The organism is Streptomyces sp. NPDC048172, assembly GCF_043202595.1.
Lineage (GTDB): Bacteria > Actinomycetota > Actinomycetes > Streptomycetales > Streptomycetaceae > Streptomyces.
This window is the reverse complement of sequence record NZ_JBIDAT010000003.1, coordinates 878,033-893,945: the sequence shown is the minus strand read 5'-3', so window position 1 is coordinate 893,945 and position 15,913 is coordinate 878,033. Positions and strand designations below refer to the sequence as shown.

The 15,913-nt window shown below is 72.7% G+C and carries 19 protein-coding genes; 7 read left to right on the top strand and 12 right to left on the bottom strand.

Features of this window, described 5'->3' with window-relative positions; all coding sequences use genetic code 11:
* The first annotated feature begins 34 nt into the window (after window positions 1-34).
* Complete coding sequence (locus ACGF3A_RS17515; protein ID WP_393730561.1) at window positions 35-655, top strand: TOPRIM nucleotidyl transferase/hydrolase domain-containing protein; 621 nt, start codon at window positions 35-37, stop codon at window positions 653-655.
* Between the two features lie 56 nt (window positions 656-711).
* On the opposite strand, the gene ACGF3A_RS17510 is transcribed toward ACGF3A_RS17515, so the two are convergent.
* From ACGF3A_RS17510 to ACGF3A_RS17500, 3 genes are all read right to left on the bottom strand, one after another.
* Window positions 712-1,044 carry a hypothetical protein gene (locus ACGF3A_RS17510; protein WP_393730559.1) on the bottom strand — a complete coding sequence of 111 codons (333 nt, stop codon included), beginning with the start codon at window positions 1,042-1,044 and terminating at the stop codon, window positions 712-714.
* A 73-nt stretch (window positions 1,045-1,117) separates the two neighbouring features.
* Window positions 1,118-2,023, bottom strand: a complete 906-nt coding sequence (locus tag ACGF3A_RS17505; protein WP_393730557.1) for an NADP-dependent oxidoreductase — start codon at window positions 2,021-2,023, stop codon at window positions 1,118-1,120.
* A 190-nt stretch (window positions 2,024-2,213) separates the two neighbouring features.
* Window positions 2,214-2,780, bottom strand: a complete 567-nt coding sequence (locus ACGF3A_RS17500; protein ID WP_393730555.1) for a TetR/AcrR family transcriptional regulator — start codon at window positions 2,778-2,780, stop codon at window positions 2,214-2,216.
* A 137-nt stretch (window positions 2,781-2,917) separates the two neighbouring features.
* Here ACGF3A_RS17500 and ACGF3A_RS17495 point away from each other — a divergent pair, with 137 nt between their 5' ends.
* Entirely contained in the window at window positions 2,918-3,841 is a 924-nt protein-coding gene (locus tag ACGF3A_RS17495) for an NmrA family NAD(P)-binding protein (RefSeq protein WP_393730553.1), read from the top strand.
* 11 nt (window positions 3,842-3,852) lie between these two features.
* Here the strand turns inward: ACGF3A_RS17495 and ACGF3A_RS17490 are convergent, their stop codons facing one another.
* A complete protein-coding gene (locus tag ACGF3A_RS17490) occupies window positions 3,853-4,335 on the bottom strand; it encodes a nuclear transport factor 2 family protein (RefSeq protein WP_393730551.1) in 483 nt (160 codons plus the stop codon).
* Between the two features lie 46 nt (window positions 4,336-4,381).
* Window positions 4,382-4,942: a hypothetical protein gene (locus tag ACGF3A_RS17485; protein ID WP_393730549.1), complete on the bottom strand. Its 561-nt coding sequence runs from the start codon at window positions 4,940-4,942 to the stop codon at window positions 4,382-4,384.
* Window positions 4,943-5,168: 226 nt separating this feature from the next.
* Between ACGF3A_RS17485 and ACGF3A_RS17480 the strand changes: the two genes are divergently transcribed.
* A complete protein-coding gene (locus ACGF3A_RS17480) occupies window positions 5,169-5,639 on the top strand; it encodes a GNAT family N-acetyltransferase (protein WP_393730547.1) in 471 nt (156 codons plus the stop codon).
* On the opposite strand, the gene ACGF3A_RS17475 is transcribed toward ACGF3A_RS17480, so the two are convergent.
* From ACGF3A_RS17475 to ACGF3A_RS17465, 3 genes are all read right to left on the bottom strand, one after another.
* The gene (locus ACGF3A_RS17475) at window positions 5,636-6,388 is read right to left on the bottom strand and encodes a hypothetical protein (protein WP_393730545.1); all 753 of its coding nucleotides are present in this window, start codon (window positions 6,386-6,388) and stop codon (window positions 5,636-5,638) included. The genes ACGF3A_RS17480 and ACGF3A_RS17475 overlap by 4 nt on opposite strands.
* A 183-nt stretch (window positions 6,389-6,571) precedes the next feature.
* Complete coding sequence (locus ACGF3A_RS17470; protein ID WP_393730543.1) at window positions 6,572-7,579, bottom strand: NAD-dependent epimerase/dehydratase family protein; 1,008 nt, start codon at window positions 7,577-7,579, stop codon at window positions 6,572-6,574.
* A gap of 102 nt (window positions 7,580-7,681) precedes the next feature.
* On the bottom strand, window positions 7,682-8,497 hold the full coding sequence (locus ACGF3A_RS17465) for an alpha/beta hydrolase (protein ID WP_393730541.1): 816 nt from the start codon (window positions 8,495-8,497) through the stop codon (window positions 7,682-7,684).
* Between the two features lie 171 nt (window positions 8,498-8,668).
* Here ACGF3A_RS17465 and ACGF3A_RS17460 point away from each other — a divergent pair, with 171 nt between their 5' ends.
* Window positions 8,669-9,139, top strand: a complete 471-nt coding sequence (locus ACGF3A_RS17460; RefSeq protein ID WP_393730539.1) for a cupin domain-containing protein — start codon at window positions 8,669-8,671, stop codon at window positions 9,137-9,139.
* 23 nt (window positions 9,140-9,162) lie between these two features.
* Here the strand turns inward: ACGF3A_RS17460 and ACGF3A_RS17455 are convergent, their stop codons facing one another.
* The 4 genes from ACGF3A_RS17455 to ACGF3A_RS17440 all read right to left on the bottom strand — a co-directional run bounded on the left by ACGF3A_RS17455 (window position 9,163) and on the right by ACGF3A_RS17440 (window position 11,946).
* The gene (locus tag ACGF3A_RS17455; protein WP_393730537.1) at window positions 9,163-10,092 is read right to left on the bottom strand and encodes an ABC transporter permease; all 930 of its coding nucleotides are present in this window, start codon (window positions 10,090-10,092) and stop codon (window positions 9,163-9,165) included.
* A gap of 29 nt (window positions 10,093-10,121) precedes the next feature.
* Entirely contained in the window at window positions 10,122-11,009 is an 888-nt protein-coding gene (locus ACGF3A_RS17450) for an ABC transporter ATP-binding protein (protein WP_393730740.1), read from the bottom strand.
* An 83-nt stretch (window positions 11,010-11,092) separates the two neighbouring features.
* Entirely contained in the window at window positions 11,093-11,422 is a 330-nt protein-coding gene (locus tag ACGF3A_RS17445; RefSeq protein ID WP_393730535.1) for a transcriptional regulator, read from the bottom strand.
* Window positions 11,419-11,946 carry a hypothetical protein gene (locus ACGF3A_RS17440; protein ID WP_393730533.1) on the bottom strand — a complete coding sequence of 176 codons (528 nt, stop codon included), beginning with the start codon at window positions 11,944-11,946 and terminating at the stop codon, window positions 11,419-11,421. Before ACGF3A_RS17440 ends, ACGF3A_RS17445 begins: the two co-directional genes overlap by 4 nt.
* Window positions 11,947-12,124: 178 nt before the next feature.
* On the opposite strand from ACGF3A_RS17440, the gene ACGF3A_RS17435 reads away from it, so the two are divergent.
* The 3 genes from ACGF3A_RS17435 to ACGF3A_RS17425 all read left to right on the top strand — a co-directional run bounded on the left by ACGF3A_RS17435 (window position 12,125) and on the right by ACGF3A_RS17425 (window position 15,905).
* Window positions 12,125-12,541, top strand: a complete 417-nt coding sequence (locus tag ACGF3A_RS17435; RefSeq protein ID WP_393730531.1) for a VOC family protein — start codon at window positions 12,125-12,127, stop codon at window positions 12,539-12,541.
* A gap of 118 nt (window positions 12,542-12,659) precedes the next feature.
* Window positions 12,660-15,068 (top strand): ATP-binding cassette domain-containing protein, encoded by a 2,409-nt coding sequence (locus ACGF3A_RS17430; RefSeq protein ID WP_393730529.1) that lies wholly within the window; start codon window positions 12,660-12,662, stop codon window positions 15,066-15,068.
* A gap of 51 nt (window positions 15,069-15,119) precedes the next feature.
* On the top strand, window positions 15,120-15,905 hold the full coding sequence (locus ACGF3A_RS17425) for a YqjF family protein (RefSeq protein WP_393730527.1): 786 nt from the start codon (window positions 15,120-15,122) through the stop codon (window positions 15,903-15,905).
* Window positions 15,906-15,913 lie beyond the last annotated feature (8 nt).

Here is a 15,913-nt window from a genome sequence, read left to right as displayed (position 1 = left end):
TGCCGTGCGGTCGCGGGGCGTGCAGACTCGCTCCATGGCTGACATGCGGGCGTTCCGGGAAGAGGTGAGCGCCTGGGCGGCCGGTGGCCCCGGCGGACAGGCGAAAGAGCTGGCGGCGCGGGTGGGCGTACGGACTGCGGTGCTGCTCGAAGGGCTGAGCGACGCCGCGGCCGTGGAGGCGCTGGCCGCGCGGCGCGGCCGGGACCTGGCCGCCGAGGGGGTGTGCGTGATGCCGATGGGCGGCGCGATGAGCGTCGGCCGGTACGCCGGTCTCCTCGGGCCGCCCGGCCTCGGACTGCGCCTGACGGGGCTGTGCGACGAGCGCGAACGGGGCTTCTACGAACGCGGCCTGGAGCGGGCACGGGCCCCGCGGCGCGACATCTTCGTCTGCGTGGCGGACCTGGAGGACGAGCTGATCCGCGCGCTGGGCACGGCGGCCGTCGAGGAGATCGTCGAGGGCGAAGAGGTGGACCGCCGCCCCTGGCGGACGTTCCTGCGCCAGCCCGCGCAGCACGGCCGGCCCCGGGACCAGCAGTTGAGGCGGTTCCTCGGCACGAGGAAGGGCCGCAAGATCCGGTACGGCACCCTCCTCGTGGACGCCCTCGCCCCCGGCCGGGCACCGGCCCCGCTCGACGGCCTCTTCGCGAGCCTCTGAGCGGCGCTCGCCGCACTCAGCGGCGCTCCGGGCCGGGCCGGGCCGGGGGAACAGGCTCAGAGCCCGGCGAGCCAGTGGATCTCGTGGGGGCGGACGAAGTGCTCGGTGTCGGTGCCGTCGTCCTCACCCTCCGGCGTCGGACCGAACTCCGCTTCGAGCGTCTTCCGTGTCTCCTCCGACCGGACCGTGGCGAACGCCTTCTGGAGCGCCTCCGGGGACTCCGTCGTCACGATCGAGACGACGGACTCGCCGTCGTGGCTGAGCCAGCAGTCGGCCGAGAGGCACCCGGGGACGGTCCGGAAGACCCGCGCGACCGCCTCGACCCGCGGGGCGAACTCGTCGCGGTAGAAGGCGTGCGGGTAGTGGTACGCGACGAAGCCGGATTTCATGGGGCCCTCCTTGTGTACGGTGCCGTATATACGGTACCGAATATCCCCTGGAGGGCAAGGGCCGGCCGAGCCGTCAGACGCGGATCACGATCTTCCCCTGGATGTGCCCGCGCTCGCCGTACGCGTGTGCTTCCGCGGCCTGTTCGAGGGGGTACGTCCGCTCGACGCGCGGCGTGTAGCGGCCCTGCCCGCCGAGTGCGGCCGCCTCGGCGAGGAGCGTGGAGTCGTTCTCCGCGTTGGCCAGACGTACGCCCAGGCGCTGCGCGTTGGCGTGGTCCGCGACCGTCGCCACACGGGCGGGGTCGCCCGCGATCGCGACGAGGTCGGCGAGGGAGCCGGAGGCCGCGGTGTCGAGCACGAGGTCGATCCCGTCCGGGGCCAGGCCCGCGAGGCGCTCCGCGAGACCGGTGCCGTAGGTGGTGGGGACGGCTCCGAGGGAGGTGAGGAACTCGTGGTTGCGCTCACCGGCCGTCCCGATCACGGTGGCACCCTGAGCCACCGCGATCTCGACCGCGGCGCTGCCCACGCCCCCGGCGGCGCCCTCGACGAGCAGGGTGCGCCCCCGTAGCGGACCGAGCGCCCGGAGCCCGCCCATCGCGGTCACGGACGCCAGACCCGCACCGGCGGCCTGCTCGTCGTTCCACGCGCCGGGCGCGTGGGCCCAGGCCGAGAGCACGGCCAGCTCCGCCGTCGCACCGGTGACGCCGCCCAGCCCGAAGACGCGGTCCCCGATGCTCACCCCCGCCACGTCCGCCCCGGTCTCGTCGACCACGCCGACGGCGTCCCGCCCGGGAATGGCGGGCAGGTCCACGGGGAGCACCTCGCGCACCGCGCCGGAACGCACCTTCCAGTCGACGGGATTGACGCCCGCGGCCGCGACGCGGACCCGGATCTCACCGGGCCCGGGATGCGGGTCCGGCGCCTGTTCGACCACGAGGGTCTCCACACCGCCGTACTCGTGATAGCGGACTGCGCGCATGACGTTCTGCCTTTCCACACGGCCTGAATGATCGGCGAGTGCCGACGCGCACCACGCTAAAAGCTCACACCGGCGTCAGAGGCAAGCCGCGCGGGGGCCGGGGCCCAGGAGCTCTGAGACCGACCCGTCGGGGCTCACTCCCGTCGGGCTCACCTGGCAGGCTCACGCCTCAGGGCTCAGCTCACAGCGCTCACGCCTCAGGGCGCAGCCCCGTCACCGTCAGCCGGAAGAGCCGTTCCGCCTGGGCCGCGGGGTCGGCGTGGTGCTCCGTGGCCAGGGCGATGCCGACGCTCAGCGCGATGAGGTCCGCGACCGTGACGCCAGCGCCCACGGCGCCGTCCCGCACGGCGCGGCGCAGCAGCGGGCCCGCCGCCTCTTCGAGCGTCGCGGAGCAGGAGTTCTCGTGCACGGGGTCGGCCCCGGCACCGTCGTAGGAGAGCGCGGCCGCCAGCCCCCGGGCCGAGACGCAGTAGGCGACGACCTCGCTCAGCCACTCCAGCAGCGCCGTACGGCTGTCGTCGTGCGCGGCGAGGTCGTGCGCGCGGGCGCCCAGGGCGTCGATCCGCTTGTGGGACACCGCCTCCAACAGCGCGCGGCGGGTGGGGAAGTGACGGCGCACGGTCGCCGAGCCGACCCCCGCGGTGCGGGCGATCTGCTCCAGGGACGCACCGGCACCCCGCGCCGCGACCTCCTCCTCGGCCACGGCGAGGATCCGCGCGTAGTTGCGCCGGGCGTCGGAGCGCAGCCGCTCGGACATGGCGTCACCTCCAGGATCGCTGAGCACTGAGCGGGCTTGCTAAGTGGCGGGGCCCGCCATATCGTACCCGAACAGAAACGGCGGGCCCCGCCGTTTCGTGGATGCGTACCTGCGTACCTGCCTACCCGAGGAGCACCATGCCCACAGACTCCGCACCCGTCCTGGTCACCGGCGCCACCGGCAGGCAGGGCGGTGCCACCGCCCGCGCCCTGCGCGCGGCGGGCGTCCCCGTCCGCGCCCTGGTGCGCGACCCGGCGACCGCCCGCGCCAAGGCCGTCGAGGCGCTCGGCGCCGAACTCGTCACCGGCGATCTGCACGACCGCGCCTCCGTGACCCGCGCCGCCGAGGGCGCCCGCGCCGTCTTCTCCGTACAGATGCCCGCCATGCCCCCGGAGGGCCCCGACTTCGCGGGCGAGATCGCCCAGGGCGTCAACCTCGTCCAGGGCGCGCAGGCCGCCGGGGTGCCGCACTTCGTGCATACGTCCGTCTCCGGCGCCGGTCAGCACACGGAGGCTCCCGGCTGGGCCGAGGGACGCTGGGCGTCGATGTCACCGACCCTCGGCGCGAAGAGTGCGATCCAGGACCGGGTCCGCGAGGCGGGCTTCGCCCGCTGGACGCTGCTCAAGCCGGGCTTCTTCATGGAGAACTTCCTTCCCTCCATGGCCTACCTCTTCCCGCGCGGCATCGAGGGCGGCCTGGTCACCCTCCTGCGCCCCGCCACCTGGCTGTCGATGGTGGCGGTGGACGACATCGGCACGGCCGCCGCCGCGGCCCTCACGGAGCCGGAACGCTTCCACGCCGTCGAACTGGAGCTCGCCGGCGACCATTTGCCGATGACGCGGATCGCCGACGTGCTCTCCCGCGCCCTCGGCACTCACCTGGCCCCGCCGGACATGACCGAGGAGGAGGCCCGCGCCGCCGGGATGCCCCCGATGGGCGCCTCGCACGAGTGGCTGAACGCCGTGGGCCAGCCCGCCCGCCCCGAGTACGCCCAGGAACTCGGCCTCCCCCTCACCAGCTTCGAGGAATGGGCAGGGCGGCACATGCGGCCCGATGCCTGACGCGTCCTGGGTCAGAACCGGTCGGCCGCCCCGGCCTCCACCCTCCCCGTCGGACCGCCGAACGGCAGGACCAGGGTCCGCGTCGCCAGCAGCCAGGCGCCCTCGACCTTGCGGAAGGTGTCCTCGTAGTGGCCGATGTTCGCGGGCAGCCGGGGCGGGACCAGCGTGCCGTCGGTGTAGCCGTCGACGCGGTACGTCGCGAAGTACGTGGTCGCCGAGGCGGTACGGGGCGAGTCGAGGGTGACCAGGATGTTCGTGCACATCCGCCGGGAGAGGCGGTCGGCGGGCCGCCCGCCGAAGTACGCGCGCAGCGCCTCCCGGCCCTCGATCCGCCTCCCGTCGTACGGCCATTCCCAGACGCCGTCAGGGGTGAAGAGTTCGCTGACCGTGCTCGGCTCCCCGAGGTCGAGCCGCCGGACGAGCTCCAGGATCACGCGTTTGCAGGCCCGTTCCGCGAGCAGGCGCTCTACCGGGTCGAGTTCGTAGGACGTCATCCCCTCTTCGTACCAACTCTTCGTACCAGCCACGCCCGTACGCCCCCTACGCCCTCAACGCGGTCAGCGGGGCGGTCCCCTCGCCCTCCGGACAGTCGAGGACCACCTGGTCGCCGTCGCGGACCTCGTAGACGTGCGGCTCGGAGAGGCCGAACAACGGTTCCCCCGCGGTGCTGTCGAGCTGCTGCGGGAACACGAGCAGCACCAGTTCCTCCGCCTCGGGCGCGTACCGCGGGCGGAGGATGTCCCAGACCGTGACGGGGCCCGCCGGGCGGGGCGCCGGCGACAGGCTCTCGCGGACGGTGACCCGGAAGCCGTACCCCCGGGCCACCCCGTCGCTCACCGGGACACGCGCGTCCCTGACCGTGACGCGCAGCAGGACGTACCCCTTCGCCTCGTTCGCCCGGACCGCCCGGGCGATGTCCCGTACGCAGGACGCCGAGGCCGTACGCACGGCGGGCGAGAGCCGGTCCAGGAGCAGGGGCAGGACCGTCGCGACGAGGGCGAGCAGGACGACCGCCGCAGCGGCGAGGACCGCCCGGCGCCTCCCCCGGGTGCGGACGGCCTCCCTGCGCAGGCCGCGCAGCCGCTGGACCGCACGCGCCACCCGCGAACGCCCCCTCGCCGGGCGCCCGGTGAGAGCCTTCCCGCAGCCATCGCTGCGCCCTCGCATGCCGGCCTCGCCTTCTCCCGCCCGGCGCGAACCGCCCCGTGGATCCGGGCCGGTTCCGTCCGCGTCACCCAAGGACAAGACAGACCCGCGCGGGTCATCTGGCAAGACGGGACGCACGAACGGAGCCGGGGCTCGTGACTGACCGGCCTATGGTTCCCGGATGACCAACGCACCCCGCCTGGAGAAGATCACCCCGGACAACATCGAGGCCGCACTCGCCCTGCGCGTAAGGCCGGACCAGGAGCACCTGGTCGCGCCGGTCGTGAAGTCCCTGGCCGAGGCGTACGTCCATCCCGACGCGGCCTGGCCCCGGCTCATCCTCGACGGCGACAGGCCCGTCGGCTTCCTGATGGCCTTCTTCGACATCGACTGGCGTGGCGACGGCTCACGCGCGGACGTCCGCTCCGGCCTCTGGCGCCTCAACATCGCCGCGGGCGAACAGAGCCGGGGATACGGCCGCTTCGCGGTCGAGTCCGTGGCCACCGAGATTCGCCGCCGCGGTGGCACCCTCCTGACCACCACCTGGCACCCCGGCGAGCCCGGCCCCGAACGCTTCTACCTGGGCCTCGGCTTCCGGCCGACGGGCGAGAAGAGCGAGGACCAGACGGTCGGCGAACTGCACCTCCGCTAGGCCCCGTTCTGCTCTTGCGGTCTCATGAGGCCCAGGTCCTCGCCCCACGCGTCCAGCACCCCGCTGTGTCCGGCCTCTCGGGTGGCCCTCTCGACCAGGGCGAACAGGTGCCGCTGCGGGGACGGGTCGCCCGTCGCCGAAATGTGGTCCACGGCACGGAGCAGCACGCCGGTGTCCCAGCCCGGCAGCGGATGCCGGGCAAGCTCCCACTCCAGGTACTTGTTGTAGGGGCGGGGACGGCGGTCGAGGGCGAAGAGGAGCTCGAGCAGGAACCGGAGGCTGTCGGCGGCGTCCAGGCGAGCGGCCAGTGCCTGGCCGTCCCGGTGGTTCTTGAGGGAGCGGTAGAGAGAGTTGGCGTAGGCGTCGAGCCAGCCACCGGCGTCCTGGAACGCCTCGTCCGCATCCAGGCGCTCCTTGTCGACGAGGATCCGGGCGATGCCCCCATCGAGCCGATCGAGCACGACGCGGGCTCGGGCGAGGGCGTAACGCTCAAAGCCAGGCATTCCGGCCGCGCGGAACTCGGTAAGGGAGATGATGACGAGGTCCAGCTCGGCGGTGCGGTGGCCCGCGAACCGGGTGAGATCGGTCGTGGCGTCGTCGGAGAGGACCACGTACAGGTCGTGGTCCGAGTGTTGGGTGATCATGCCCTCATGGGCTCGGGAGCCTTTGAGGACGAGGCCGACGACGGCAGGGTCGGCGACGGCGAGTTCGACGAATGCGTCGTAGGTGAGAGGCCGCTGAGCAGTCATGGTGTGGATCTCCGCTGGAGTGACGACGGGTATGCCTGCGGGGGGCATCCGTGGAGACGCCAGCAGGCCGCCCCTTGGTCACCACGGTGCCGACCCGCGGAGATCACGTAATCACGGAAGCGCCCCTCCTCGACGAGGCCGAGCCGGTCCGAGCCGAGCCGAGCCGACGGCTGGGCGACGAGATCAGCTCTCCGTCGGCGGCTGGTGGCCGAGTGCGGCGAGGAGTTCGTTTTCGCGGTCGGGGCTGAGGCCTGCGCGGCGGGGGCGGGTCAGGCCCTGTTCGCGTTCCCAGGCCAGGGTGTCCGCCAGCAGGTCCGTCCGGGGCCTGTGCCGCAGTCCGGCGGCGTGGGCCGCGGCGCCGGACCGGGCGCAGAACCCCTGCCAGTCGGGCTGGGCCACCCACATCGGCAGCGACTCCTCGCCCATGAACTCGGCCACGCCCCGCGCGAGCAGCCACTCAGATCCGGCGGTGGCGAGAGGGCCGGTGTGCCCGCCGACGGTGCGGGACAGTTCGAGCCACTCGGCGAACGGCAGGACGGGGCCCACGGCGTCGTATGTGCCCGTGGTCCCCTCCCCCGCGCTGTGGAGCAGCCAGGAGACGAGGTCCCGCACGTCGACGGTCTGGGTCGGCTGGGCGGGCACGTCGGGTACGAGCATCGGGCCCCGCTGGTCGCGTGCCGCGCGGGCCGCCCAGTATCCGGTACGTCCGCTGTGGTCGCCCGGGCCGCCGATGAGACCGGCGCGTGCGATGAGGAGCCGGTCGCCCAGCGCTTTGGCCGACGCCTGTTCGCAGGCGGCCTTCGCCTCGCCGTACAGCGCGCGGTCGACCTCGTCACGGCCGGTCGCGGGGAGCAGCGCGGCGGACTCGTCCGCGTCCCGTTCGGCGTGGGAGGCGTAGGCGCTGATGGAGGAGACGTACGTCCAGTGACGGGCCCGCTCCCCCAGCGCGTCGAGCGCTCCGCGGACGAACCCCGGCTGCCAGGAGACCTCGACGACCGCGTCCCACTCCCGGTCCAGCAGCGGCTCGTACGCCGAGGGGTCGCGGCGGTCCGCCGCCACCAGCCGCGCCCCGTCCGCGACGTCCCCGCTCTCGCCGCGCGCGAGGCACGTCACCCGGTGGCCGTGCTCGACCGCCTGCCGCGACAGCTCCCGGCCCACCCACGCTGTTCCGCCCAGCACCAAGATCTCCATGCCGTCACCCAAGCACCCCGAACACCAGCGCGACAGCAAATTCGCCCACAGCAGAGCCCATGGCCGAGCCCGTAGCCGAGTCCTCGTCGGCGGCGGACCTGATCACCCGGCCGACGGCTCCCGTGCCGTGCCGGGGAGGTGGCGCCGGAACCACGCGACGAGCCTTGCGTCCACCTCGCGCGCCAGGGGCAGTTGCGGCGCGGGCTCGATGCCCGGCTCGTCGGCGAGGGGGTGTGCCAGGCCGGGGACCGACAGCAGTTCGGCCCGCTCCCCGAGCGCGTCGGCGAGCTCCGACGCGTCGGCCCGCAGCCCCAGGTGGTCCTCTTCGCCGCTGACGACGAGCAGCGGGGCGCGACCGGCGATCGCGCCCGCCCTGGCGACGAAGTCCACGCTCTCGACGGCCTTCTCGGACTCCGCGTCGTACGGATACTCCCCCGGGAACAGCCCGACGACCGACCGCAGCCGCACAGCCCCGTTCACGATCGCACCGGCGAAGACGGGGATGTCGGTGTCGGCGAGGATCCGCAACGCGACGGCCCCGCCCAGCGAGCCGCCGAGCACCCCGACCGGACCGTCGCCGACCGGCAACTGCTCACGCAGCGACGCCAGCGCGGCCGGGAACTCCCCAGCCGCCTGCCGCACGAACGGGAACAGGAACGACATCAGCACGTCCTCCCGCACCAGCTCCATGACGGCGTCCGTCCTGCCGTCGACCATGCGCGCCCCGCACATCGGCATGCCGAGATGCACCCGCCACGCGGGCAGCCCTTCCATGGGCAGCGCGGCGGCGAACGCGGCGTCCGACCTCGGCGCGTCCAGCATGTGCCAGGTGACGACGAGCGGCGCGGGGCCGTTGCCGACGGGCGGCAGCGCGGTGAAGGGCACGCCCGCGGCCGTACCCGTGATCGGTGAGGACATGGCCGCAACGCTAGAGCCGCCCCGTGCGCCGAGAGGAGATATCTCCATCGGCGAAACGGGGGCTCGACCCCGGGGCTCAGAACGAGCCAAATTGCCCGGGACTGTGGCGGTCTGCCGCACCCAGGCGTAATGATTGAACACTCAACTACCACTCCGGTGAGGAGACCTCACATGAGCATCGCCCTCGTGCGGAACCCGGGTGACGGACCGGACTTCCGCTACTACAAGAACGCGATCGAGCAGGTCGTGACGAGCGCCGAGACGAGCGGCGCCGTCACCGTCATGCGTCTCACCGTGGACCGCGAGGACGCGCCGCCCCTGCACAGCCACAGCCGCGAGGACGAGAGCTGGGTGGTCCTCTCCGGCCGCGTACGGTTCTGGGTCGGTTCGACCTCCCTTGATATGTGCGACGTGTACGACGCCGAGCCTGGCGCCTACGTCTACGGGCCCCGCCTCGTCCCCCACACCTTCCAGACGCTCACGCCCACCGCGGAGCTCCTCGTCATCAACAACCCCGGCGCGGTCGAGGGCTACTTCCGCGCCATCGGCCCGGACGACGCGCGCATCGACTCCGAACACACCGACGTCCTGGGGCAGTACGGGATGGTGCTTCTCGACAGCCCGCCCCCGGACCAGAGTTAGCAGGAGGGGCGCGAGGGCGACCGCTACGCGGGCGCCGCCCCGCTCTGCGCCGCCTTGCGCTGACGCGCGGTCACCCGGGAGCCCGACTCGCGGCGGGCGGCGCGGCGCAGGAGGGGTATCGCCAGGAGGAACCCGAGGACGGCCCAGGCGGTCAGCACCAGCGCGACCATAGGCAGCTCCCAGGAGCCGGCCGCCTCGGCCGTCCGCGCGGAATCCGGCAGCAGCGCCGAACGCAGGCCCTGCGCCATCCACTTGAGCGGGAAGACGGACGCCACCTGCTGGACCGGCACGGGCATCGAGGTGATCGGGAAAACCGATCCCGAGGTGAACAGCAGCGCCATCACCGGCAGCATGAGCAGCGCGAGCGCCTCCCTCGGGTTGGGCAGCACGGCGCCTATGGCCGCACCCAGCGGTACGACGGCGAGCAGCCCGAGCAGGGTGACCCACAGCAGCGTCAGCCAGCCTTCCGGACCACGCGGCAGTGGACCGTCCGCCAGCAGCGAGGTCGCCATGAGCAGCACGGCCAGGCTGCCGACCGCCGTGCCGACCACCAGCAGGCACTTGGCGACGAGATAGGCCGGTATCCCGCCGGGCGTGGCTCGCAGCCGCAGCAGAGTGCCCTCCTCGCGCTCGGTCACCAGCATCTGCGGGAGGCTGACCAGGCCGATCTGGAACAGCAGATAGGCGGCGAGGCCCGCGAGCATCAGATGGGCCAGCGGGACCTGGGTGCCGGGCACCTCGTCGCTCACGTAGGCGACGATGAGCAGCGCGGCGATCACGTTGGCCAGATGGCCGAACATCTCCTTGGGATTGCGCAGCAGCTGCCGCAGCTCGATCCCGCCGCGCAGGAAACCGGCACGCCAGGTGCGGCGGCGCGGACGACCCGAACCGCTCGAACGGCCTGAACCACTCGGACGGCCCGGACAGCCCGGCGCCGTCGCCCCGTCGGTCACTTCCCTCTCATCCGTCGTACGAGTCCCCCTCATGCGGCCCGCACCTCCTCGCTCCTCGCCCCGTCCGTGCCGATGTCCGACCCGTGGCCCGCCCCGTCGTCCGGCCGGTGCACCATGTGCAGGTAGGTGTCCTCCAGCGTCGGGCGGCGGACCTCCAGACCGGCGATCGGGCCGTCCGCGTCCTGGTGGAGGTCCCAGACCAACCGCGAGGGGTCCTCGGTGCGTTCGCGGCGGGACGATCCGTCGTCGGCGGTCCAGCGGACCTCGGCCTGTGCGGCCGCTCCGCGCGCCAGCTCCGACGGGGTGCCGCAGGCCCGGATCCGGCCGCCGACCAGCATGGCGATCCGGTCGGCCAGCCGCTCGGCCTCCGCCAGGTCGTGCGTGGTGAGCAGGACGGTGACCTCCTCCTCGCGGGCCAGCCGCTCGACCAGGACGTGGAACTCGTGCCGCGCCTCCGGGTCGAAGCCCGTCGTCGGCTCGTCCAGGAAGAGGAGTTCGGGGCGGCCGACGATGCCGAGCGCGACGTCCAGCCGTCGCCGCTGCCCGCCGGAGAGCCGGTCCACCTGCTGGCCCGCCTGGTCGGTGAGGCCGACCAGGGTGAGCAGCTCGGCGGGGTCGCGCGGCTCCGGGTAGTACAGGGCGAAGTGCGTCAGCAGCTCGGCGACCCGCCAGCGGCGGTGGTCGCGCCAGGACTGCAGGACCAGGCCGATGCGGGCACGCCAGGCGTCGCCGCCCTGCTGCGGATCCGCGCCCAGGATGCGGACCTCCCCGGCGGAGCGGCGCCGGAAGCCCTCCAGGATCTCGACGGTGGTGGTCTTCCCCGCACCGTTGGGCCCCAGGAGGGCGAAGACCTCGCCGCGGTGGATGTCGAGATCGATGCCGTGGAGGACATGGACGTCGCCGTACGCCATGGTCATGCCGCGTGCATGGATGACGGCTTGGGTGGTGGCTTGGGTGGTGGCTTGGGTGGTGGCGTGGGTGGTGGCGTGCCCGGGCAGTGTCATCGGTCCACCTCCGCGTGGCGCCGGCCCGGTTGCCCCGCGCCCTCGACGATCGCCCGGAGCGCCGCCACATGGCCTTCGAAGGCCGAACGGCCGCGGTCCGTCAGCCGTACCGTCGTGCGCCGCTTGCGGCCGCCGCCCTCCTTGCGGATCTCCAGGTATCCGGCCTCCTCCAGGGTGTGCAGCTGCTTGGAGAGCGCGGAGTCGCTGAGCGAGAGGCTGTCGCGGACGAAGGCGAACTCCGCCCACTCGGTGGGGGCGAGCAGCGCGACCACCGACAGCCGTGTGGCCGGATGGATCAGCTCGTCGAAGCCGGTCGGGGTGCTCATCGGCCCGCCCCCTCGTGCGCGGCCCCGTCACCCGCGGCTCGCTCGCGGTGGCCACGCAGCGAACCGGCCGCCCAGCGGTTCGCCGGGCCGGTGAACAGCAGGAACACGGCCGTCGTGGCAGTGGCCTGAATCAGACTGCCGGACATCGGATCCAGCGGCTCGGCCAGGCTGCCGGACAGCACCGCCGTCCCCGCGGTCACCGACGCTCCCGCGACCAGAGCGGCGGTCGTCCGCCAGTCGTAGCGGGAGCGGTGCAGTCTCATCCGGCTCCGGCGCGCCCAGGACACGGCCAGCACACCGAGCAGCCCGGCATACGCGACAACGACCAGCGCGACGCCCCACGGAGCCAGGTCGAGGCCCAGGCTCGCCAGGAAGATCCACATGATCACGCCCGTGGCGTACGTCGCGCCGGGGTCGGCCGAAGCAGACCTCTCGATCTCGTCGTACACCCTCTCCTGCGGGACCCGGATGCGCTGCAGCGCGCTCCATGCCTGATCGGCATCCACCGATGTGCTCACGAACATCGCCCTCCCCTGACGTGCCGAGGCACGCCAAGCCGGTTCAAGGAGGCAAGCCGCAAGCCCCCTTTCAACTTTCCCACCAGGAAAGCTACACCCGACTTTCCCGCCAGGCAAGTCGAATCCGCCTCACCGGTCAGGATTCGAGAAGCGTCCGCCGCGCCCCCGGCCCTAGCGTGGCGGCATGGGCCTCACCCTTCATGCGAGCTTCCTCCCGCACGACGACGACGATCCCGACGCCTGCCTCGCCTTCTACCGCGACGCCCTCGGCTTCGAGGTACGGAACGACGTCGAGGACTGCGGAATGCGCTGGATCACCGTCGGCCCTCCCGGCCAGCCCGACACCTCGCTCGTCCTGAAACCGCCGGTCGACGGCCCCGGTGTCACCCCCGACGAGCACCGCACGGTCATCGAGATGATGGCGAAGGGCACCTACGCCGGGATCGTCCTGGCCACCACCGACCTCGACGCCGTGCACGCGCGGCTCCTGGCGACGGGCGCCGAGGTCATCCAGGGACCGACGGAGCAGCCGTACGGCGTGCGGGACTGCGCGGCCCGTGACCCGGCGGGGAACCTGGTCCGCATCCAGGAGCTGCGCTGAGCCCGGCCGAGCCCGTTCGACCAAGACCGACAGACGTACGAATCGCATCTGGTTGGATCGAGCCAGGCGATGCCGGTCGATTCCGCGGAAAGCGGCCCGGCACTCACAGATGGAGACGATGAGCATGGCCCCGACGACGGACCCGCGGCAGGACCAGGACGCGCCGCACGCCGCCGACAGCCACGAGGCGATCCGCGTGCACGGCGCGCGCGAGAACAACCTCAAGGACGTCAGCATCGAGATCCCGAAGCGCCGCCTGACGGTGTTCACCGGTGTCTCCGGCTCGGGCAAGAGCTCACTGGTGTTCGACACCGTCGCCGCCGAGTCGCAGCGGCTGATCAACGAGACCTACAGCGCCTTCGTCCAGGGCTTCATGCCGGCCCTGGCCCGCCCCGAGGTCGACGTCCTGGACGGGCTGACGACCGCGATCATCGTGGACCAGGAGCGGATGGGCTCGGACCCCCGTTCCACCGTCGGCACCGCCACCGACGCCAACGCGATGCTGCGCATCCTCTTCAGCCGCCTCGGGGAGCCACACGTCGGCTCGCCCAACGCGTTCTCCTTCAACGTCCCCTCCGTCAAGGCGAGCGGCGCCATCACGGTCGAACGCGGGGACAAGAAGGTGGAGAAGGTCTCCTTCACCCGCACCGGCGGCATGTGCCCGCGCTGCGAGGGCCGTGGCAAGGTCACCGACTTCGATCTGACCGAGCTCTACGACGACTCCAAGTCCCTCTCCGAGGGCGCCCTGACCATCCCCGGCTACGGGGAAAAGGGCTGGAACGTGGTCCTCTACAGCGAGTCCGGCTTCCTCGACCCGGCCAAGCCCATCCGCGACTACTCCGAGAAGGAGCTGCGCGACTTCCTCCACCACGAGCCGACCAAGGTGAAGGTCAGGGGCACCAACCTCACGTACGAGGGGCTGCTCCTGCGCATCCGGAAGTCGTTCCTCGCCAAGGACCGGGAGGCGATGCAGCCGCACATCCGGGCGTTCGTGGACCGCGCGGTGACCTTCACCGACTGCCCCGAGTGCGAGGGGACGCGGCTGAGCGCGGCGGCACGGTCGTCGAAGATCGCCGGGATCTCCATCGCCGACGCCTGCGCGATGCAGCTCAGCGATCTCGCCGCGTGGGTGCGCGGTCTCGCCGAGCCCTCCGTGACGCCGCTGCTCACCGCGCTGGGCGGCACCCTCGACTCGTTCGCGGAGATCGGTCTCGGCTATCTCTCGCTCGACCGGCCCGCGGGCACGCTCTCCGGCGGCGAGGCGCAGCGCGTCAAGATGATCCGCCATCTCGGCTCCTCCCTGACCGACACGACCTACGTCTTCGACGAGCCCACCATCGGCCTGCACCCGCACGACATCCAGCGGATGAACAACCTGCTGCTGCGGCTGCGCGACAAGGGCAACACGGTCCTGGTCGTCGAGCACAAGCCGGAGACGATCGCGATCGCCGACCATGTCGTCGACCTCGGTCCCGGCGCCGGTACGGCGGGCGGCACCGTCTGCTTCGAGGGCACCGTCGAGGGGCTGCGGGGCAGCGGCACCATCACCGGCCGTCATCTCGACGACCGCGCCGCGCTGAAGGAGTCCGTACGGAAGCCCACCGGCGAGCTGCCGGTCCGGGGCGCCTCGGCGCACAACCTGCGCGACGTCGACGTGGACATCCCGCTCGGCGTGCTCTGCGTCGTCACCGGTGTCGCCGGATCGGGCAAGAGCTCACTCGTGCAGGGGTCGCTGGTCCACAGCAGGGCCGCCGAGGAGGCGGGCGTCGTCTCGATCGACCAGGCCGCGATCCGCGGCTCCCGGCGGAGCAACCCGGCGACGTACACGGGGCTGCTCGACCCGATCCGCAAGGCGTTCGCTAAGGCCAACGGCGTGAAGCCGGGGCTGTTCAGCGCCAACTCCGAGGGCGCGTGCCCGAACTGCAACGGCGCGGGCGTCGTCTTCACCGATCTCGCGATGATGGCGAGCGTCTCCACGACCTGCGAGGAGTGCGAGGGGAAGCGTTTCGAGGCCTCCGTGTTGGACCACCACCTCGGCGGCCGCGACATCAGCGAGGTGCTGGCGATGCCGGTGGCCGAGGCCGAGGAGTTCTTCGGCGCGGGCGAGGCCCGTACCCCGGCGGCGCACAAGATCCTCGGCAGGCTCTCCGACGTCGGCCTCGGCTATCTCACCCTCGGCCAGCCGCTCACCACGCTCTCCGGCGGCGAGCGACAGCGGCTGAAGCTGGCGACCCACATGTCCGAGAAGGGCGGGGTCTACGTGCTCGACGAGCCGACCACCGGCCTCCATCTCGCCGACGTCGAGCAGCTCCTCGGCCTGCTCGACCGGCTCGTCGACTCCGGCAAGTCCGTCCTGGTCATCGAGCACCACCAGGCGGTCATGGCGCACGCCGACTGGATCATCGACCTCGGTCCCGGCGCGGGGCACGACGGCGGCCGGATCGTCTTCGAGGGCACTCCGGCGGACCTCGTCGCGGCCCGCTCGACCCTCACGGGCGAGCACCTCGCGGAGTACGTGGGCGCGTGAGGCCCCGGGGGCGCGCGCCGGTGCGCGGGGTGGTCCTGCGATCCTGAACGGATGCCCCCCGCACCGGCGCCGTCCCCCGTACCGGCACCGCTCCCCGAGCCGATCACGGCCGACGCGCCCGCGCCGATCGCCAGCCCGCTCCTCACGCAGTCCTGGCTCGATCTGGCGTTCCTCCACTGGGCCGTGGACCCGGCCGAGGTCGCACCGCTGCTCCCGGAGGGCGCGGCTCCGGACACGCTGCACGGGGTGACGTACGTCGGGCTCGTCGCGTTCCGGATGCACCGCGTCGGCTGGTTCCGGCTGCCGGGCGTCCCGTACCTCGGCACGTTCCCCGAGACGAACGTGCGGCTCTACTCGGTGGACGCGCGGGGGCGGCGCGGCGTCGTCTTCCGCTCGCTCGACGCGTCCCGGCTGATCCCGGTCCTGATGGCGCGCGCCGGATTCGGACTGCCGTACCAGTGGTCGCGCATGGACGTGCGGGCCGAGGGCGATCTCCGCGTCTACACCAGTGCGCGCCGCTGGCCGGGGCCGCGCGGCGCGCACAGCCGCCTCACCGTTCGCGTCGGCGAACGCCTCGACGAGCCCACCGAGCTGGAGCACTTCCTGACGGCCCGCTGGGGCATGCACAACGCCTTCCTCGGCCGCTCCGTCTACCTCCCCAACGCGCATCCGCGCTGGCCGCTGCACCGCGCCGAGCTCCTGGAGTGCGACGAGTCGCTCATCACGGCCGCGGGGCTCGCGATGCCGGAGGGCGCGCCGGTCAGCGTGCTCTACTCCCCCGGCGTGCCCGTGCGCTTCGGCCGCCCGTCCCGCCCGGCGGGCATCCCCACACCCTGAGCCGCGGG